Source organism: Streptomyces sp. NPDC041124 (assembly GCF_055592385.1).
The window spans coordinates 618,490-637,725 of sequence record NZ_JBVIYR010000004.1 but is presented as its reverse complement, the minus strand read 5'-3'; the positions used below and the strand labels follow the sequence as shown (position 1 = coordinate 637,725).

Below are 19,236 nucleotides of genomic sequence, written 5' to 3'. Positions count from 1 at the left end.
CCGGCGGTCGGCCCCTGTCCACTGTGGACGGGGCCGGAAGCCGTTTATCAACGTTCCGAGAGGTTGTTCGTGTCGGCCAGCACATCCCGTACGCTCCCGCCGGAGATCGCCGAGTCCGTCTCTGTCATGGCTCTCATTGAGCGGGGAAAGGCTGAGGGGCAGATCGCCGGCGATGACGTGCGTCGGGCCTTCGAAGCTGACCAGATTCCGGCCACTCAGTGGAAGAACGTACTGCGCAGCCTCAACCAGATCCTCGAGGAAGAGGGTGTGACGCTGATGGTCAGTGCCGCAGAGCCCAAGCGCACCCGCAAGAGCGTCGCAGCGAAGAGTCCCGCCAAGCGCACCGCCACCAAGACGGTCGCGGCCAAGACGACGACCACGCGCAAGACCGCCGCCACCGCCGCACCGGCGGCGCCCGCCGCCGACCCCGCGGCCGAGGTGGAGGAGGAGGCACCCGCCAAGAAGGCGGCTGCCAAGAAGACCACGGCCAAGAAGACGGCCGCGAAGAAGACCACGGCCAAGAAGACGGCCGCGAAGAAGACCACGGCCAAGAAGGACGACGCCGAGCCGGCCGACGACGAGGTCATCGAGGAGACCAAGGCGGCGGACGAGCCCGAGGGCGCCGAGAACGCCGGTTTCGTGCTCTCCGACGAGGACGAGGACGACGCGCCGGCCCAGCAGGTCGCCGCCGCCGGTGCCACCGCCGACCCGGTCAAGGACTACCTCAAGCAGATCGGCAAGGTCCCCCTGCTCAACGCCGAGCAGGAGGTCGAGCTCGCCAAGCGCATCGAGGCGGGTCTGTTCGCCGAGGACAAGCTGGCGAACTCCGACAAGCTGGCGCCGAAGCTCAAGCGCGAGCTGGAGATCATCGCCGAGGACGGCCGCCGCGCCAAGAACCACCTGCTGGAGGCCAACCTCCGTCTGGTGGTCTCCCTGGCCAAGCGGTACACCGGCCGCGGCATGCTCTTCCTGGACCTGATCCAGGAGGGCAACCTGGGTCTGATCCGCGCGGTGGAGAAGTTCGACTACACCAAGGGCTACAAGTTCTCCACCTACGCGACCTGGTGGATCCGTCAGGCGATCACCCGCGCGATGGCCGACCAGGCCCGCACCATCCGTATCCCGGTGCACATGGTCGAGGTCATCAACAAGCTGGCGCGCGTGCAGCGGCAGATGCTCCAGGACCTGGGCCGCGAGCCCACCCCGGAGGAGCTGGCCAAGGAACTCGACATGACCCCCGAGAAGGTCATCGAGGTCCAGAAGTACGGCCGCGAGCCCATCTCCCTGCACACCCCGCTGGGCGAGGACGGCGACAGCGAGTTCGGTGACCTCATCGAGGACTCCGAGGCGGTCGTCCCGGCCGACGCGGTCAGCTTCACGCTGCTCCAGGAGCAGCTGCACTCGGTCCTCGACACCCTGTCCGAGCGCGAGGCGGGCGTCGTCTCCATGCGCTTCGGTCTCACCGATGGTCAGCCGAAGACCCTCGACGAGATCGGCAAGGTGTACGGGGTCACCCGCGAGCGCATCCGCCAGATCGAGTCCAAGACCATGTCGAAGCTGCGCCACCCCTCGCGTTCCCAGGTGCTGCGCGACTACCTCGACTAGTCCCGACGGCCACGACGCTCCGCCGTCGCGCCACGTCCGCCGAGGCCCGGCTCCCTTCTCAGGGGCCGGGCCTCGGCGCTGCCGCGCGGGTGCGCGCCGCCGCGCGGTCGATCACTCTGGGTGCTTCAGGATCACCCCAGTGTGAGGAGCGCGCATGCGACGTCGTCTTGCTCGGGCCCTGGCCCGGACGCTGGCCCTCGCGGCCGTGGGGACCGTCATACCGCTGGCCTCGGCCGTTCCGGCAGCCGCCGACAGCATCGTCGTCGGCGGCTTCCCTGTCGATGTCTCGGCGAGTCCGTGGACGGTGGCGCTGTCCAGCCGTGACCGGTTCGGAGGTACGCGTGCGGGACAGTTCTGCGGGGGAGTGGCGGTCGGCCGGACCACCGTGCTCACCGCGGCCCACTGCATGGACGAGGAAGTGCTGGGAGCGGCGCCGGAGCGGGTGCCCGACCTCAGAGTGATCTCGGGGCGTACGGAACTGCTCGCGGACAGCGGCCGGGAGATCGCCGTACGCGACACCTGGGTGAACCCCGGTTACGACGGCGTCACCAGCTCCGGCGACTTCGCCGTGCTCAGCCTGGCCGAGCCGCTGCCGCCGGGCTCGGTCATAGGCATGGCCGGTGCGGGGGATCCCGCCTACCGTGCCGGGACGCCGGCGACGGTCTACGGCTGGGGGGACACCACGGGGGCCGGCGCCTACGCCGGCCGTCTGCACGCGGCCCGCGTGCGGGTGCAGCCGGACGCGCAGTGCGAGCGCGCGTATCCGGGCGGTGTCGAGGGCACCTACCGCGCCGAGACGATGCTGTGCGCGGGAGAGGTGGCGGGGGGCCGCGACGCCTGCCAGGGGGACAGCGGCGGGCCGCTGGTGGCCGAGGGGCGGCTGATAGGACTCGTGTCCTGGGGGGCCGGCTGCGGCTGGGTGGGCAGTCCGGGGGTCTACACGCGCGTCTCAGACGTTCTGCGCACCCTGGGGTGGGCGCAGGCCCTCCCGGCGGCCGGAAGGGCGTCCGACGGGCCCTGAGCGGCCTTGAGGACCGGCGGGGACGCGAGACGGGCGACCACGCTCCGAAAATGGAGGCGGTCGCCCGTTCGCCGGCCTGTGCCAGTTAGCTCGTCGTCGGACGTAGAGGTGTCAGCGCTCTTCGTCGGGAGTGCTCGCCGGAGCGGTCAGCCGCTCCGTCTCGTCCTGTATCTCAGCGGCGATCTTCTTGAGTTCCGGCTCGAACTTGCGGCCGTGGTGGGCGCAGAAGAGCAGTTCTCCGCCGCTCAGCAGGACGACGCGCAGGTATGCCTGGGCGCCGCAGCGGTCGCAGCGATCGGCGGCCGTCAGTGGGCTCGCGGGGGTCAGAACAGTAGTCACGTCGCCTCTTCTCTAGCTCGACGAGCTGTCGTACCAGGGTCAACATCCAACCAGCCCCAAAACGTTCCCGCTCGTGGCTTTTCCTCGAAAAATCTTTTCCGAAGCGGCCGGATGCTGCCGGTTGGCGGCGAATGTGCCGTAGTGCGTGTCTCTGTGTCGTACGGATTCGCGTCGTATCGGGGGTCAGCCCTCCCGGCTGGCTTGCCGGTTGTTCATGAGGACGTGCCCGGAGCCTAAATGGTTCATGCCTCGAAGGGAACGTGATGTGTGCTTCACTCCATCGAGGGATCGAACAGACATGCGACCCTCGACTAGGGTGTGACCGGGACGAGGGTGGCGTTACAACGGCTCTACCAGGCATCGGTACCCTCTCACCGGTGGCTCAGGCCGCGCCCTTACCCATGAGGGCCCCATCTGAAATTCAGCGAGGAGCGAACCGCGTGACCGCCGAGACGTCCGTGCCGTCCACAGCGCTGCTGGCAGGAGCAGACCGGGACGGTTCCAACTACACCGCGCGGCACCTGCTCGTCCTCGAGGGGCTCGAGGCCGTGCGGAAGCGCCCCGGTATGTACATCGGATCCACCGACAGCCGTGGTCTGATGCACTGCCTCTGGGAGATCATCGACAACTCCGTCGACGAGGCCCTCGGGAACTACTGCGACCACATCGAGGTGGTCCTCCACGACGACGGCTCGGTGGAGGTCCGGGACAACGGCCGGGGCATCCCGGTCGACGTCGAGCCCAAGACCGGCCTCTCCGGGGTCGAGGTCGTCATGACCAAGCTGCACGCCGGCGGCAAGTTCGGCGGCGGCTCGTACGCCGCCTCCGGTGGTCTGCACGGCGTCGGCGCCTCCGTCGTCAACGCGCTCTCCGCGCGGCTCGACGTGGAGGTGGACCGCGGCGGGCACACCCACGCGATCAGCTTCCGGCGCGGTGTCCCCGGCGTCTTCGCCGCCGTCGGCCCGGACGCGAAGTTCGAGCCCGGCAGCGGACTGCGCAAGACGAAGAAGATCCCCAGGAGCCGCAGCGGCACCCGCGTGCGCTACTGGGCCGACCGCCAGATCTTCCTCAAGGACGCCAAGCTCGCCCTGGAGACGCTGCACCAGCGCGCGCGCCAGACCGCTTTCCTGGTGCCCGGCCTGACCATCGTGGTCCGGGACGAGCTCGGACTCGGCGAGGGCGGCAGCAAGGGCGAGGAATCCTTCCGCTTCGACGGCGGCATCAGCGAGTTCTGCGAGTTCCTCGCCTCCGACCGGCCCGTCTGCGACACCCTCCGCTTCACCGGGCAGGGCACCTTCAAGGAGACCGTTCCCGTCCTCGACGAGCGCGGCCAGATGACGCCCACCGAGGTCACGCGCGAGCTCGGCGTCGATGTCGCGATGCGCTGGGGAACCGGCTACGACACCACGCTCAGGTCCTTCGTCAACATCATCGCCACCCCCAAGGGCGGCACCCATGTCGCCGGCTTCGAGCAGGCCGTCGCCAGGACGATGAACGAGGTGCTGCGCACGAAGAAGATGCTGCGCGTGGCCGAGGACGACATCGTCAAGGACGACGCCCTCGAAGGCCTCACCGCGGTGGTCACGGTCCGCCTCGCCGAGCCGCAGTTCGAGGGCCAGACCAAGGAGGTCCTCGGCACCTCGGCGGCCCGCCGCATCGTGAACACCGTGATCGCGAGGGAACTCAAGGCGTTCCTGACCTCCACCAAGCGTGACGCCGCCCAGCAGGCCCGCGTCGTCATGGAGAAGGCCGTCGCGGCGGCCCGGACCCGTATCGCCGCCCGTCAGCACAAGGACGCGCAGCGCCGCAAGACGGCCCTGGAGTCGTCGTCGCTGCCGGCGAAGCTCGCCGACTGCCGCAGTGACGACGTCGACCGCAGCGAACTGTTCATCGTCGAGGGGGACTCGGCGCTCGGCACCGCGAAGCTCGCCCGCAACTCGGAGTTCCAGGCGCTCCTGCCGATCCGCGGGAAGATCCTCAACGTCCAGAAGTCCTCCGTGACGGACATGCTGAAGAACGCCGAGTGCGGCGCGATCATCCAGGTCATAGGAGCCGGCTCGGGCCGCACCTTCGACATCGACACCGCCCGCTACGGCAAGATCATCATGATGACCGACGCCGATGTCGACGGCTCCCACATCCGCACGCTGCTCCTGACCCTCTTCCACCGCTACATGCGCCCCATGGTCGAGGCCGGCCGGGTCTTCGCCGCGGTGCCGCCGCTGCACCGCATCGAGCTGATCCAGCCGAAGAAGGGTCAGGACAAGTACGTCTACACGTACTCGGACCGGGAACTGCGCGACAAGCTCATGGAGTTCCAGAGCAAGAACATCCGCTACAAGGACTCCATCCAGCGCTACAAGGGTCTCGGAGAGATGGACGCCGACCAGCTGGCGGAGACCACCATGGACCCGCGCCACCGCACCCTGCGCCGGATCAACCTGACCGATCTGGAGGCGGCCGAGCAGGTCTTCGACCTCCTCATGGGCAACGACGTGGCGCCGCGCAAGGAGTTCATCTCCAGCTCGGCGGCGACGCTGGACCGCTCCCGCATCGACGCGTAGCCGTTCCACCGGGCGCGTGCACGGTCCAGTCACCTGATGGAGTGAAGCGGAACGGGAAGAAGAGTCAGGGATCTTCCCGTTCTGTCCATCCTTGGGCATGCAGCCAAGCAATTCGGGGGACGTCGCCTACGACGATCCCTGGTACGACGCCCTGGCCTCGGGCTGGGGCGAGTCGGCCGACACGGGGGTCCCGCCGGCGCGACGTGAGCGGGACACCACCGTGGCCGCCGCCGACGTCTACCTCGAAGTACAGCGCAGCGCCGCCTTCCAGGAGGTGCGCACCAGGTACCGGCGGTTCGTGGTCCCGGCGGTCGCGGTCTTCTTCACCTGGTACGTGGCGTACGTCGTGACGGCCACGACCTCGCCGGGCCTGCTGGCCCGGCCCGTCGCGGGTGCCGTGAACCTCGGGATGCTGGTGGGACTCGGCCAGTTCCTCACCACGTTCCTGCTGACCTGGGCCTACGTGCGGCACGCGCGGCTGCGCAGGGACCGCGCGGCGCTCGAACTGCGCTGGGACACCCAGGAGCTGGCGCGGGGCCGGGGCGGCCGGTCATGACGGGTGATCACCGGACCACGGCGCTGCTGCTGTTCGGCCTGTTCGTCGCGGTCACCCTGGGCATCACGACCTGGGTGAGCCGCCACCGGCAGGGCTCGCCCGAGGAGTTCTACGCGGGCGGCCGGCTGTTCTCCCCCATGGAGAACGGTTTCGCCCTGGCGGGCGACTACATGTCGGCCGCCTCCTTCCTCGGCATCTCCGGACTCATCTGCCTCGTCGGCTACGACGGGATGCTCTACTCGGTGGGCTTCCTCGTGGCCTGGCTGGTGGTTCTCTTCCTGGTCGCCGAACTGGTGCGCAACTGCGGCCGGTTCACCCTGGCCGACGTGGTCGCGGCCCGCATGCGCGAGCGGCCGGTGCGCATCGCGGCGGGAACCTCCTCGGTCACCGTGTCCGTGCTGTACCTGGTGGCGCAGATGGTCGGCGCGGGCAGCCTGGTCGCGCTGCTGCTCGGCGGCACCGGCGGGGCCGCTCAGGCGTGGACGGTCGTCGGCGTCGGTGTCCTCATGGTGATCTACGTGTCGCTTGGCGGCATGCGGGCCACCACCTGGATCCAGATCGTCAAGGCGGTCCTGCTGCTCGGCGGGACCGTGGTGCTGACCGTCCTGGTCCTGCTGCGGTTCCACGGCGACCTCAACCGCCTGCTGCACACGGCGGCCGAACGCAGCGGCCACGGGGACGCGTTCCTGGCGCCCGGGCTCGCCTACGGCGCCGACTGGACGGCGCGGTTCGACTTCATCAGCCTGGGCCTCGCCCTGGTGCTCGGCACGGCCGGGCTGCCGCACATCCTGTCCCGCTTCTACACGGTGCCCACCGCGCGGGCGGCACGGCGTTCGGTGGTCTGGTCGATCGGACTCATCGGCGGCTTCTACCTGATGACGATCGTCCTCGGCTTCGGCGCCGCCGCCCTCATCGGACCGGACGCCGTCCGCGCCTCCCACGCCTCCGGGAACACGGCGGTGCCCCTGCTCGCGCTCGACCTGGGCGGCGGCAGCGGCACCACGGGCGGCACGGTCCTGTTCGCGGTCGTCGCCGCGATCGCCTTCGCCACGATCCTCGCGGTGGTCGCCGGCATCACGCTCGCCTCGTCGGCGTCCGTCGCGCACGACCTGTACGCCTCCCTGCGACGCCGGGGCGGGAAACCGCGCAGCGAGGTGGCCGTGGCCCGTGTCGCCGCGGTCGGCATCGGCCTGCTCGCGATCGCCCTCGGGCTCCTGGCCCGCGACCTCAACGTGGCGTTCCTCGTGGGACTCGCCTTCGCCGTGGCCGCCTCGGCCAACCTGCCGGTGCTGCTGTACTCGCTGTTCTGGCGCGGCTTCACCACACGCGGTGCCGTGTGGTCCGTCTACGGAGGTCTGGTCCCGGCCGTGGTGCTGGTGCTGCTGTCACCCGTGGTGTCCGGCAGCCCCGCATCCCTCTTCCCCGGCGTCGACTTCCAGCTCTTCCCGCTGCAGAACCCGGGGCTGGTCTCCATCCCGCTGGGTTTCCTCGCGGGCTGGCTCGGCACGGTCACCTCGGCCGAGGTTCCCGACGAGGCCCGGCACGCCGAGACCGAGGTGCGTTCACTCACCGGTGCGGGGGCGGTGTAGACAGCGGCGGAGACAAAAGGGGGCCGGCATCCGTAAGGGACGGAGGGCACCGTGCGCGCGGCGATCCCGGGCCCGACAGCGGCCCCCGGCTGCTCCGCCGGGCCGCCGTCGGGGTGTACGGCGCGGGTCCGCCCGGTGGCGGCGCCGCCCGTCTCCCCGGGCGATCGTGAGCCCGTCTCGTCGGGCAGGCAGTGGTCCACGAGGACCACATCCGTCCGGGGCGGCGGCTCCGGGCGGGCGAGGGGCTCGGTCCGTACCGGACCTCGATCTTCACGCCTGCGCCTCGGTGGCCTCACGGGCCCCCGGGAGCGCTGGTTCCGCGCCCGGATCCGTCAGGGCGTCGGGCAGGACGACGGTGAACTCCGCGCCCCCGCCGCTCGCCTCGCCCACGCGGGCGCTGCCACCCTGCCGTTCGGCGAGCGTGCGCACCAGGGACAGCCCGATGCCCCGTTCGCGGTGGGCCGGCGGCTGTTTCGTGGACCAGCCCTCCGCGAAGACCAGCTCGCGTCGCTCCGGCGGGATTCCGGGCCCGGTGTCGCGCACCACGAGCACCGCCGTACGTCCCTCGGCGCGCAGTTCGACCTCGACGCGCGCGCCTGGGGTTCCGGCGACGGCGTCCAGGGCGTTGTCCACCAGGTTGCCGACGACGGTGACGAGGCCGCGGGGGTCGATCAGCCGGTCCGGCAGCCGGGTCCCCTCCGAGATCCGCAGGGCCACCTGGCGTTCCGCCGCGACCGTGGCCTTGCCCACCAGCAGCGCCGCGAGCAGTGGGTCCCGGATCTTCTCGGTGACCTGTTCCGAGGTGGCCCGGTGAGCGCCGACGACCTCGCCGACGAACTCCACCGCGTCGTCGTACAGCTCCAGCTCCAGCAGCCCCAGCAGGGTGTGCATGCGGTTGGCGTGCTCGTGGTCCTGGGCCCGCAGCGCGTCGATGAGCCCACGCGTGGAGTCCAGCTCCCGTCCGAGCCGGTCCAGCTCCGTGCGGTCGCGCAGCGTGGCGACGGCGCCCCCGTCGTCGGTCGGCATCCGGTTGGCGACCAGCACCCGCCGGCCGCGGACGGTGAGCAGATCGGTGCCGGTCACCCGCCCGGCCAGCACATCGGCGGTGCGTCCCGTGCCGAGGGCCTCGTCGGGGGAGCGGCCGACGGCCTCCTCGCCGACGCCCAGCAGGCGCTGCGCCTCGTCGTTGAGCAGGCGGACGCGGCCGTCGGCGTCCAGGGCGACGACACCCTCCCGGATACCGTGCAGCATGGCCTCGCGCTCCGCGAGCAGCGCCGCGATGTCGGAGAAGGCCAGATCACGGGTCTGGCGCTGCACCCGGCGGGCGATGAGCCAGGCCGCGAACGCGGCCACGGCCAGGGCGCCGCCCGCGTAGGCGAACAGCCCCGGGACGGCGTGCACCAGCCGGGCCCGCACACTGTCGTAGGCGATGCCGACGGAGACCGCGCCGACGATCTCGCCGTCTCCGTCACGCAGCGGCACCTTTCCCCGCGCGGAACGCCCCAGGGTGCCGTCGTCGATCTCCATGACGTCGTGTCCGGCCAGTGCCTCACCGGGGTCGGTCGACACCAGGCCGCCGATCCGCTCCGGGTCGGTGTGCGACCAGCGCACGCCCCGTACGTCCAGCACCACGACGTACTCGGCGCCGGTCGCCCTCCGGATCCGTTCGGCATCCCGCTGCACCGGCCCGTCCGGCGACGGCTCGGTGCGCCGCACGCCGTCCGCGATCTGCGGCTGCTGGGCGGTGGTCTGCGCGATGGCGAGGGCGCGGCGCATCGCCTGGTCGTCCAGCTGGTCGCCGAGCGGTGCCAGGAACAGCCCGGTGGCGAGCACCGCGACACCCGCGGCGATCGCCAGCTGCATCAGCAGGACCTGGGAGAACACCCGCCGTGGCAGACCGAGGCGCGGACGGCGTGCGGAGCGAGCGGAAGGCATGCCCCCGACGGTACGGGGCGGGCCGGGGGCGCCGCCGGGGGTCTGGCGGGGATCTCCCGGCCTCGTCAGCTCGCCGACGCGGCCGCCGTCACCTCGCGGACGTCCACGACGTCCATCCGCGCGGGCGAGCCCAGCGCGGACCCGCAGCTCTCCGGTCGCGGCGGCAGGGACGCGCCCTGGGCGACCTCCACGCGCCAGCGGCGTCCGTCCGTGTGGGCGACGGTCACCGCCCAGCGGGGCGCGGCGCCCTCCGTCGCCACGACGCCGAGGGCCCCGGCGGCGTACTCGCCCACCGCGCGCCGGACGGCGAGCTCGGCCGCCTGACCGGGCCGTTCCCACGCGGAACGGCCCCGGCACCCGTCCACGACGATCCGGCCCTCCTGGGCGCCGTGCAGCACCTCCTTGACGGCATGTGCCTCGGCCCGGCCGTACGCGTAGCCGTACGGCAGCACGAGCACCGTGGGGGAGAAGCGGTGACCTCCCAGGTGGGTGACCTCCCAGACACCCTCGACCCCGGAGGCGGCGAGCTCGGCCGCGAGCGGCCGTCCGAGCAGGGCGCAGCAGCGGTCGCGTTTGCCGTTGGTGCACACCAGGGCGAGCGGGTCGCCGTCGTGAGCCGCCCCGCCGAGCACCGCGCCGAAGGTTTCCGGCTCGCCCCGGCCCAGCGCGGCGAAGTCGAGGCCGAGCAGCCGGCCGGGGTCGGTGACCGAGGCGGTGTGCAGCCACACGTTTCCCGGCACGGTGTGGGCGACGTACACCCGGCGCAGGGCGGAGACTCCGCTGTCCGCGTGGCGCCCGGGCCGGCGTACGAGCGCGATCCGCACCCCGGTGCCGTTCGCGGCGTCCTCCAGGGCCCTGCCCAGCGCGGGATCGAGATGGCTCGACGTGAGCGCCTTGGCACCCCAGGGGCCGGGCTGCTCCAGCAGCAGCCAGGTCCTCGCGGTCGCCGCGGTTCCCGCGACCGGCTCCCGGAGCTCGCGGGCGACGGTTGAGCACGTGCTACTCACAGAGGTGAGCCTAACCTGACTTGGCCGGGAGCGACGTGTTGTCCGCGTGAGCCCTGGCGGGGGAGGCGGTACCTTGCGCACGTGCGTGAGGCCCGGGCTTGATGGTGTGCCGGGCCTCACGAGGCTGTGGAGCGGGGAGCGGTGTGCCCGCTCGGTCGGGGCGGCCCCGCGTCGTCGATGGTGCGCTGAGGGCTGAGGTGGCGAAGCCGAGTGGGCTCGCTGCCCGTGTGCGGTCTTCGGCTCAGGCGTCCGGGATGTCGGCCTTGGCGCGCAGCAGCGTCTCCCGGGAGATGACGACGATGCGTTCGTAGTCGGCGCGGCCGGCGTCCGCGGGCAGTTCGCCGTCGAGTTCCGCTGTGGCCTCCGTCCCGATGACGGCGAAGTTCCCGTCACTGAGCTCGAAGACGTCAGGACAGGTTTCGCCGTTCAGGCTGCCTCGTTCGCGTGGTGACGATCCGAGACGGCGCACGATCTTCAATGAAGGCCCCGATCCGTGTGTGCGTTGATCACGCCGATGACGTTGATCACAGAGAACAGGGCGGATTATTTCGCCGAGGCGGCAGGCTTCGCTGGAGAATCGTGGAGGAACACCGGCCTTCCCCCCGATCGGCCGCGCGGCTGTCCGTGCGGTTGACGGCAGACGGTCAGGAACGAGCGGATCAGGACGGTCGTGCGGAGCCGGGACGTCAGGGTGGCACCAGGTGGTTCCGCACCGCTACCGGGTCTCGTCGGGTGGCATGCCCACGACCCACCACTCGTCGGTCTCGGCGTCGTCCAGGTCCGCGATCAGCGCGTCGACCATTCTCCCCGCGCGCGCCTCGTCGGAGGATTCCACCAGACTGGCCCGGTGGGGACGCGTCGCGTCCCAGTAGGCGCGGAATATCGGGTTGCGGCATGTGATGCGCAGGTATCCGTGCAGCTCTTCCCAGGTGACGAGCCCGATGCGGTGAGCCAGCAACGCGTTGGAGTAGAGCGCGTTGGCGAAGAGGAACTGGCGGCGCTGAGTGGGCGACTCGACCTCCACGGTGCTCAGCACGGCGGCCAGGTCCGGATCCGCCAGGGCCTTGTCCAACAGGTACAGCTGCAGCTGTTGCTGCTGGGCGAAGCCGGCCGGCCGGCTCCCGTCGCCCGGCACGCCACCGTGCGACTTCTCCTCACGCAGTGCGCGCCGCACGAAGACAGCCGTCAGTACACCCACGGTGAAGGCGAGGCACACGCCGGTGGCGGCCCCGCGTCCCCGCAGGTCAAAATCCTGTGTGGCCATGTCAGATACCCCCGATCGGGCCGCCGTCCGCCGGTCGTCGGGGTGCGGGTCGACTGGAGGGAACCGGCGAGCGGTGGGCGGCGCTTGCCGCCTTCCAGGGTGCCGAGCGGCTCTGATCGGCGGGAAGGCGGAGAAGAGGCGCACGGAGGGAAGCGAGGGTCGCACAAGCCGGCGCCTTGCCCAACGTCTGCCCCGCGGCTGCTGCTAACAATCGTTCACTTCGGCGCTGTTCGCGCGGCTCGTATCCTGGTGCGTCAGTCGATTCCCGGGCGCGTGCGCGGACGCGAGCCGGGGCACGCCGAGAGGTGAGAGGGGTCGCGTGGTGGTGCGGAGCGGTGGGCGGCAGATTCCGGTCGTGGTGCTGGCCGGGTTCCTCGGTTCGGGGAAGACCACGCTGCTCAATCACCTCCTGCACCGCAGCGGCGGCAGCCGCATCGGCGCCGTCGTCAACGACTTCGGGGCCATCGAGATCGACGCCATGGCCGTGGCCGGTGCGCTCGGGGACTCGACGGTGTCGCTGGGCAACGGGTGCCTGTGCTGCGCGGTCGACAGCAGTGAGCTGGACGTCTACCTCGAGCGGCTCGCCCGGCCCGAGGCCCGCATCGACGTCATCGTCATCGAGGCCAGCGGGCTCGCCGAACCGCAGGAGCTCGTGCGGATGGTGCTCGCCAGCGAGCATCCGGGCATCGTCTACGGCGGGCTCGTCGAGGTGGTGGACGCCGCCGAGTTCGATCGGACGCGGGCCCGGCATCCCGAGATCGACCGGCACCTGGCACTCGCCGACCTGGTGGTCGTCAACAAGGTCGACCGGGTCGCGGACGCCGGGAGGGTGCTGGGGATCGTCCGGTCACTGGCCGACCGTGCGGCCGTGGTGGCCGCCACGCACGGTCGCGTCGACCCCGAGTTCCTCTTCGACTGCCGGCCGAGCGAGGAGCGCGTCGGGCAGCTGTCCTTCGACGACCTGCACCGCGACGGCCACGACGAGCACGCCGGGCACCTGCACACCGGGCACCTGCACACCGGGTACGACAGCCTCTCCTTCGCCTCCGGGCGCCCGCTGGACCCGCGGCGGCTGATCCGCTTCCTGGACAGCCGGCCCGAGGGGCTGTACCGGATCAAGGGGTACGTCGACTTCGGGCCGTACGACGCCGGCAACCGGTACGCCGTGCACGCCGTGGGGCGGTTCCTGCGGTTCTACCCCGAGCACTGGCCGGCCGGGGCGGAGCGGCTGACACAGCTCGTACTCATCGGCACGGACCTCGACACCGCCGCCCTCCGTGCGGAACTTGAGATCTGCGAGAGCGACAGCGCCCCACACGCCGACGAGGAGGGCATGTGGGGCGTCCTGCGCTACGTACAGGGGGCCGCGGAGGACCCGGCCGCCTAGGCCGGGCCCGCCACCACCGACACCGTCTTCGCCAGGGACACGCCCGAACCGTCACGGCGCGGGTCGGGCTCCGGGAGGTCCACCGCCGTGCCGTTCCGCTGCGCGGCACGGGCCGGTGCCGGACCCGCCCAGGCCAGGGACAGGCAGTCCTCGCCCTTGAGGAACCGCTGGCAGCGGACGCCGCCGGTGGCCCGGCCCTTGCGCGGGTACTGGTCGAACGGAGTGAGCTTGGCCGTCGTCTGGACGGAGTCGTCCAGCGTGCCGCGTGAACCAGCGACGGTGAACACCACCGCGTCCGCCGCCGGATCGACCGCCGTGAAGCTGATGACCTTCGCGCCCTCGGTGAGCTTGATGCCCGCCACACCGCCGGCCGGGCGGCCCTGCGGGCGGACCTGTGCCGCCTGGTAGCGCAGCAGTTGAGCGTCGTCGCTGATGAACACCAGGTCCTCGTCGCCCGTGCGCAGCTCGACCGCCCCGACGATCCGGTCGCCCTCCTTCAGCGTGATGACTTCCAGCTCCTCCTTGTTGGAGGGGTAGTCGGGCACCACGCGCTTGACGACACCCTGCGCGGTGCCGAGCGCCAGTCCCGGTGACGACTCGTCGAGCGTGGTCAGGCACACCACCTGCTCGTCGTCCTCCAGGGACACGAACTCGGCCAGCGGGGCCCCGCCCGAGAGGTTCGGTGTCGGCATCGTCTCCGGGAGCTGCGGCAGGTCCACGACGTTCAGCCGGAGCAGACGGCCCATGGAGGTGACGACGCCGATCTCACCGCGGGCCGTCGCCGGCACCGCCGAGACGATCACGTCGTGCTTGACCCGCTTGCGGTTGTCGGCGAGCGGCTCGTTGTTCGCCGTACGGGCGAGCAGGCCCGTGGAGGACAGCAGGACGCGGCACGGGTCGTCCGCCACCTGGAGCGGCACGGCGGCGGCCGGGGCACCGGCCGACTCCAGCAGCAGCGTGCGCCGGTCGTTGCCGAACTTCTTCGACACCGCCGCCAGTTCGGCGGAGACCAGCTTGCGCAGCTCCGCGTCCGAGTCCAGGATCCGGGTCAGTTCCTCGATCTCCGCGTTCAGCCGGTCCTTCTCGGCCTCCAGCTCGATCCGGTCGTACTTGGTGAGGCGGCGCAGCGGCGTGTCCAGGATGTACTGGGTCTGGATGTCGCTGAGGGAGAAGCGCTCGATCAGGCGCTGCTTGGCCTCCGCCGAGTTCTCACTGGACCGGATGAGGCGGATCACCTCGTCGATGTCCACCAGCGCCGTGAGCAGGCCCTCGACCAGGTGGAGGCGGTCGCGCCGCTTGCCGCGGCGGAACTCCGAACGCCGGCGCACCACGTTGAACCGGTGGTCGAGGTAGACCTCGAGGAGTTCCTTGAGGCCCAGGGTGAGCGGCTGGCCGTCCACCAGGGCCACGTTGTTGATGCCGAAGGACTCCTCCATCGGCGTCAGCTTGTACAGCTGCTCCAGCACCGCCTCCGGCACGAAGCCGTTCTTGATCTCGATGACCAGGCGCAGCCCGTGCTCGCGGTCGGTGAGGTCCTTGACGTCGGCGATGCCCTGGAGCTTCTTCGAGCCGACCAGGTCCTTGATCTTGGCGATCACCTTCTCGGGACCGACCGCGAACGGCAGCTCGGTGACGACCAGGCCCTTGCGGCGGGCCGTCACGTCCTCGACCGTGACCGTCGCGCGGATCTTGAACGTGCCGCGGCCCGTCTCGTAGGCGTCGCGGATGCCGGAGAGGCCGACGATCCGGCCGCCGGTGGGCAGGTCGGGGCCGGGGACGTGCTTCATCAGGGCGTCGAGGTCGGCGCCCGGGTGCCGGATCAGGTGCCGCGCGGCCGCGACGACCTCGCGCAGGTTGTGCGGCGGCATGTTGGTGGCCATGCCGACCGCGATCCCCGACGCGCCGTTGACCAGCAGGTTCGGGAAGGCGGCGGGCAGCGCTACCGGCTCCTGCTCCTGGCCGTCGTAGTTGGGCGCGAAGTCGACCGTGTCCTCGTCGATGGACTCGGTCATGAGGCTGGTGGCCTCGGCCATCCGGCACTCGGTGTACCGCATCGCCGCGGGCGGGTCGTCGTTGCCCAGGGAGCCGAAGTTGCCGTGGCCGTCGACCAGCGGGACGCGCATCGAGAACGACTGCGCCATGCGCACCAGGGCGTCGTAGATCGACGCGTCGCCATGGGGGTGCAGCTTGCCCATGACCTCGCCGACGACGCGGGCGCACTTCACGTAGCCGCGCTCGGGGCGCAGGCCCATCTCGTTCATCTGGTAGACGATGCGGCGGTGCACCGGTTTCAGACCGTCCCGCGCGTCCGGAAGGGCGCGTGAGTAGATGACCGAGTAGGCGTACTCGAGGAAGGAGCCCTGCATCTCGTCGACGACGTCGATGTCGAGGATCTTCTCCTCGTACGAGTCGTCGGGCGGCGGGGTCTTCGTGCTGCGGCGGGCCATCGCTGCCGGCTCCTTGCTGAGCGTGGGACGGGATCTGACGCGGACCATTGTGGACCGTCGCACTGACAGGCGGGACCAGGACCCGGGTCCGGCCGGTCGGTTCGTCGGGGTGCGGCGGCGCCAGCAGGCTACGCGGCGCGGGCGTCCGGACCGGTGCGGGGTTCCCGGCCGGCGGGGTGGAGGAGGCCGGGGGAGGCCCGCGCGGCCCGGCTCCACGGGCGCTCCCGGCGCTCGGGCGCCGCGGGAGAGACGACCGCCCGCGGACCCCGGCCGTGTTCTCGCTCTCGGCGTAGCCGGCCCCTTCCGGGAACTTCCCGGTTCGTCCGCGCGCTTGCATACAGTGGCAGGACCGGCACAAACGGCGGTTTCGACGACCGCCTCCGCGATCGAAGGGACGTACATGCCCATGGGTCACACGGCCACAGCCCAGGCAGGCTCCGGCGGCCTGACAGCGACCGAGCACCGCCTGGCCAACGGCCTGCGCGTGGTGCTCTCCGAGGACCACCTGACCCCGGTCGCCGCGGTGTGCCTCTGGTACGACGTGGGTTCACGCCACGAAGTCAAGGGACGCACCGGTCTGGCTCACCTCTTCGAGCACCTGATGTTCCAGGGCTCCGCCCAGGTGAAGGGCAACGGTCACTTCGAGCTGGTCCAGGGCGCCGGCGGCTCCCTCAACGGCACCACCAGCTTCGAGCGCACCAACTACTTCGAGACGATGCCCGCCCACCAGCTGGAGCTCGCGCTCTGGCTGGAGGCCGACCGCATGGGTTCCCTGCTGACCGCCCTGGACGACGAGTCCATGGAGAACCAGCGGGACGTCGTCAAGAACGAGCGCCGCCAGCGCTACGACAACGTCCCCTACGGCACCGCCTTCGAGAAGCTGACCGCCCTCGCCTACCCGGAGGGCCACCCGTACCACCACACGCCCATCGGATCGATGGCGGACCTGGACGCGGCCACCCTGGAGGACGCCCGCCAGTTCTTCCGCACCTACTACGCGCCGAACAACGCCGTGCTCTCCGTAGTCGGCGACATCGACCCGGAGCAGACGCTCGCGTGGATCGAGAAGTACTTCGGTTCCATCCCCTCCCACGACGGCAAGCCCGCCCCGCGCGACGGCTCGCTGCCCGACGTCATCGGCGAGCAGCTGCGCGAGATCGTGGAGGAGGAGGTGCCCGCGCGTGCGCTGATGGCCGCCTACCGGCTGCCGGAGGACGGCACCCGCGCGTGCGACGCCGTCGACGTGGCGCTCACCATCCTCGGCGGCGGTGAGTCCTCGCGCCTCTACAACCGTCTCGTCCGGCGTGACCGCACGGCCGTGGCCGCCGGTTTCGGCCTGCTGCGGCTGGCCGGGGCGCCGTCCCTGGGCTGGCTGGACGTGAAGACCTCCGGCGACGTCGAGGTGCCGGTCATCGAGTCCGCCATCGACGAGGAGCTCGCCCGGTTCGCCGAGCAGGGCCCCACGGACGAGGAGATGGAGCGCGCGCAGGCCCAGCTGGAGCGCGAGTGGCTCGACCGGCTCGGCACGGTCGCGGGCCGCGCCGACGAACTGTGCCGATACGCCGTCCTGTTCGGCGACCCGCAGCTCGCCCTCACCGCCGTCCAGCGCGTTCTGGAGGTGACGCCGCAGGAGGTGCAGGAGGTCGCCAAGAGCCGTCTGCGCCCCGACAACCGCGCGGTGCTCGTCTACGAGCCCGTCGCGGGCGAGGCCGACGAGACCGGGGAAGCCGCCGCAGCCGGCACCGACGAGAACGAGGAGGCGGCGAAGTGACCGAGCTCGCCACGATGGACTTCCACCCGCAGCCGCAGGCCGGCGAGGCCAAGCCCTGGGCCTTCCCGGCTCCCGAGCGTGGCTCGCTCGACAACGGCCTGACCGTGCTGCGCTGCCACCGTCCCGGCCAGCAGGTCGTCGCCGTCGAGGTGCTGCTCGACGCCCCCCTGGAGGCGGAGCCGGCCGGCCTCGACGGTGTCGCCACGATCATGGCGCGGGCCTTCTCCGAGGGCACGGACAAGCACTCCGCCGAGGAGTTCGCGGCCGAACTGGAGCGCTGCGGCGCCACCCTGGACGCGCACGCCGACCATCCCGGTGTCCGCCTCAGCCTGGAGGTCCCGGCCTCCCGGCTGCCCAAGGGGCTCGGGCTGCTCGCCGACGCCCTGAGGGCGCCCGCGTTCGCCGACAGCGAGGTCGAGCGGCTCGTCCGCAACCGCCTCGACGAGATCCCGCACGAGCTGGCCAACCCCTCGCGCCGTGCGGCCAAGGAGCTCTCCAAGGAGCTGTTCCCGGCGAGTTCGCGCATGTCGCGCCCGCGCCAGGGCACCGAGGAGACCGTGGCCGGCATCGACTCCGCGGCCGTGCGCGCCTTCCACGAGAAGCACGTACGCCCCGCCACGGCCACCGCCGTGGTCGTCGGTGACCTCACCGGTGTCGACCTGGACGAGCTGCTCGGCGACACCCTGGGCGCCTGGACGGGCTCCTCCGCCGAGCCGCGGCCCGTCCCGCCGGTGGTCGCCGACGACACGGGCCGTGTGGTGATCGTGGACCGCCCCGGGGCCGTCCAGACGCAGCTGCTGATCGGCCGCGTCGGACCGGACCGGCACGACCGCGTGTGGCCCGCGCAGGTGCTCGGCACCTACTGCCTCGGCGGCACCCTCACCTCCCGCCTGGACCGCGTCCTGCGCGAGGAGAAGGGCTACACCTACGGCGTGCGGTCCTTCGGACAGGTCCTCAGGTCCGCCCCGGACGGCACCGGCGCGGCGATGCTGGCCATCAGCGGCTCCGTCGACACCCCGAACACCGGTCCGGCCCTGGACGACCTGTGGAAGGTGCTGCGCACGCTCGCCGCCGAGGGGCTCACCGACGCCGAACGCGACGTCGCCGTGCAGAACCTCGTGGGCGTGGCGCCGCTGAAGTACGAGACCGCCGCGGCCGTCGCGAGCACCCTGGCCGACCAGGTCGAGCAGCACCTGCCGGACCACTACCAGGCCGACCTGTACCGGCAGTTGGCCGCGACCGGCACCGTGGAGGCCACCGCGGCCGTCGTGAACGCCTTCCCGGTGGACCGTCTGGTGACGGTCCTCGTCGGTGACGCGGCGCAGATCAAGGCGCCGGTGGAGGCCCTCGGGATCGGGGAAGTCACCGTGGTGAGCGCCGAGTAGCGAGCCGGCGCGCGGCACACACGCGCAGGCCCTGGTGACGTGAAAGTCACCAGGGCCCTCTTTTGCCCGGATTGGGACGGAGGTTGCCTGTCTGACCTGTGGGATGCGCTACAAAACCCGGGATCCGTTTGAGGATTGCGGGACGCGCCGCTTAGCTTCGTCCGGGCTGTTCGTCGGGCAGTGCGCCGCACCCGCGGCACCGGACAGTCATCGCCGAGTCCCCGTACGGCGCGAGCCAGGGGAGCCGGGGACCCACATGAGTCCCTGGGGTGAATCGGACGCCCGCGCGTGTCGCGAGGGGGTCCGTAGGAGACCTTCCTGCTCCGAACCCGTCAGCTAACCCGGTAGGCGAGAGGGAAGGAAAGG

14 protein-coding genes and 1 riboswitch are annotated in these 19,236 nt (G+C 71.3%); of the genes, 8 read left to right on the top strand and 6 right to left on the bottom strand.

From position 1 onward, the window contains the following. Positions 1-69: 69 nt before the first annotated feature. Positions 70-1,605: an RNA polymerase sigma factor gene (locus ACZ6A9_RS14445; RefSeq protein ID WP_468984397.1), complete on the top strand. Its 1,536-nt coding sequence runs from the start codon at positions 70-72 to the stop codon at positions 1,603-1,605. A gap of 154 nt (positions 1,606-1,759) precedes the next feature. Further along, positions 1,760-2,626 carry a S1 family peptidase gene (locus ACZ6A9_RS14440; protein WP_468984395.1) on the top strand — a complete coding sequence of 289 codons (867 nt, stop codon included), beginning with the start codon at positions 1,760-1,762 and terminating at the stop codon, positions 2,624-2,626. Between the two features lie 111 nt (positions 2,627-2,737). On the opposite strand, the gene ACZ6A9_RS14435 is transcribed toward ACZ6A9_RS14440, so the two are convergent. Then, a complete protein-coding gene (locus ACZ6A9_RS14435; protein ID WP_189558042.1) occupies positions 2,738-2,965 on the bottom strand; it encodes a DUF7455 domain-containing protein in 228 nt (75 codons plus the stop codon). Positions 2,966-3,405: 440 nt separating this feature from the next. Here ACZ6A9_RS14435 and ACZ6A9_RS14430 point away from each other — a divergent pair, with 440 nt between their 5' ends. The 3 genes from ACZ6A9_RS14430 to ACZ6A9_RS14420 all read left to right on the top strand — a co-directional run bounded on the left by ACZ6A9_RS14430 (position 3,406) and on the right by ACZ6A9_RS14420 (position 7,674). Beyond that, positions 3,406-5,529, top strand: coding sequence for a DNA gyrase/topoisomerase IV subunit B (locus tag ACZ6A9_RS14430; protein ID WP_468984392.1), 2,124 nt, complete (start codon positions 3,406-3,408; stop codon positions 5,527-5,529). Between the two features lie 97 nt (positions 5,530-5,626). Further along, positions 5,627-6,085, top strand: a complete 459-nt coding sequence (locus ACZ6A9_RS14425) for a DUF485 domain-containing protein (protein ID WP_468984389.1) — start codon at positions 5,627-5,629, stop codon at positions 6,083-6,085. Further along, the gene (locus ACZ6A9_RS14420) at positions 6,082-7,674 is read left to right on the top strand and encodes a solute symporter family protein (RefSeq protein WP_468984387.1); all 1,593 of its coding nucleotides are present in this window, start codon (positions 6,082-6,084) and stop codon (positions 7,672-7,674) included. Before ACZ6A9_RS14425 ends, ACZ6A9_RS14420 begins: the two co-directional genes overlap by 4 nt. Positions 7,675-7,944: 270 nt before the next feature. Here the strand turns inward: ACZ6A9_RS14420 and ACZ6A9_RS14415 are convergent, their stop codons facing one another. The 4 genes from ACZ6A9_RS14415 to ACZ6A9_RS14400 form a co-directional block, all read right to left on the bottom strand. Next, positions 7,945-9,609 carry an ATP-binding protein gene (locus ACZ6A9_RS14415; RefSeq protein ID WP_468984385.1) on the bottom strand — a complete coding sequence of 555 codons (1,665 nt, stop codon included), beginning with the start codon at positions 9,607-9,609 and terminating at the stop codon, positions 7,945-7,947. 65 nt (positions 9,610-9,674) lie between these two features. Further along, positions 9,675-10,616: a sucrase ferredoxin gene (locus tag ACZ6A9_RS14410; RefSeq protein ID WP_468984382.1), complete on the bottom strand. Its 942-nt coding sequence runs from the start codon at positions 10,614-10,616 to the stop codon at positions 9,675-9,677. A gap of 241 nt (positions 10,617-10,857) precedes the next feature. Next, positions 10,858-11,094, bottom strand: a complete 237-nt coding sequence (locus ACZ6A9_RS14405) for a hypothetical protein (RefSeq protein ID WP_468984379.1) — start codon at positions 11,092-11,094, stop codon at positions 10,858-10,860. A gap of 237 nt (positions 11,095-11,331) precedes the next feature. Next, positions 11,332-11,880, bottom strand: a complete 549-nt coding sequence (locus ACZ6A9_RS14400) for a DUF6082 family protein (RefSeq protein WP_468984377.1) — start codon at positions 11,878-11,880, stop codon at positions 11,332-11,334. A 319-nt stretch (positions 11,881-12,199) separates the two neighbouring features. Between ACZ6A9_RS14400 and ACZ6A9_RS14395 the strand changes: the two genes are divergently transcribed. After that, positions 12,200-13,267 carry a CobW family GTP-binding protein gene (locus ACZ6A9_RS14395; protein ID WP_468984374.1) on the top strand — a complete coding sequence of 356 codons (1,068 nt, stop codon included), beginning with the start codon at positions 12,200-12,202 and terminating at the stop codon, positions 13,265-13,267. Here the strand turns inward: ACZ6A9_RS14395 and ACZ6A9_RS14390 are convergent. Beyond that, positions 13,264-15,714 carry a DNA gyrase/topoisomerase IV subunit A gene (locus ACZ6A9_RS14390; RefSeq protein WP_468984372.1) on the bottom strand — a complete coding sequence of 817 codons (2,451 nt, stop codon included), beginning with the start codon at positions 15,712-15,714 and terminating at the stop codon, positions 13,264-13,266. The genes ACZ6A9_RS14395 and ACZ6A9_RS14390 overlap by 4 nt on opposite strands. Positions 15,715-16,114: 400 nt before the next feature. On the opposite strand from ACZ6A9_RS14390, the gene ACZ6A9_RS14385 reads away from it, so the two are divergent. Together ACZ6A9_RS14385 and ACZ6A9_RS14380 are read left to right on the top strand one after the other, a co-directional pair. After that, positions 16,115-17,485 carry a M16 family metallopeptidase gene (locus ACZ6A9_RS14385; protein ID WP_468984370.1) on the top strand — a complete coding sequence of 457 codons (1,371 nt, stop codon included), beginning with the start codon at positions 16,115-16,117 and terminating at the stop codon, positions 17,483-17,485. Next, positions 17,482-18,870: a M16 family metallopeptidase gene (locus ACZ6A9_RS14380; protein ID WP_468984367.1), complete on the top strand. Its 1,389-nt coding sequence runs from the start codon at positions 17,482-17,484 to the stop codon at positions 18,868-18,870. Before ACZ6A9_RS14385 ends, ACZ6A9_RS14380 begins: the two co-directional genes overlap by 4 nt. A gap of 201 nt (positions 18,871-19,071) precedes the next feature. Then, positions 19,072-19,236, top strand: a riboswitch (cyclic di-AMP (ydaO/yuaA leader).

Excerpts from the sequence above, each read along its gene's own strand:
- ACZ6A9_RS14440 (WP_468984395.1), top strand. The coding sequence starts at position 1,760 with ATGCGACGTCGTCTTGCTCGGGCCCTGGCCCGGACGCTGGCCCTCGCG.
- ACZ6A9_RS14425 (WP_468984389.1), top strand. The coding sequence starts at position 5,627 with ATGCAGCCAAGCAATTCGGGGGACGTCGCCTACGACGATCCCTGGTAC.
- ACZ6A9_RS14420 (WP_468984387.1), top strand. The coding sequence starts at position 6,082 with ATGACGGGTGATCACCGGACCACGGCGCTGCTGCTGTTCGGCCTGTTC.
- ACZ6A9_RS14415 (WP_468984385.1), bottom strand. The coding sequence starts at position 9,609 with ATGCCTTCCGCTCGCTCCGCACGCCGTCCGCGCCTCGGTCTGCCACGG.
- ACZ6A9_RS14400 (WP_468984377.1), bottom strand. The coding sequence starts at position 11,880 with ATGGCCACACAGGATTTTGACCTGCGGGGACGCGGGGCCGCCACCGGC.
- ACZ6A9_RS14390 (WP_468984372.1), bottom strand. The coding sequence starts at position 15,714 with ATGGCCCGCCGCAGCACGAAGACCCCGCCGCCCGACGACTCGTACGAG.
- ACZ6A9_RS14385 (WP_468984370.1), top strand. The coding sequence starts at position 16,115 with ATGCCCATGGGTCACACGGCCACAGCCCAGGCAGGCTCCGGCGGCCTG.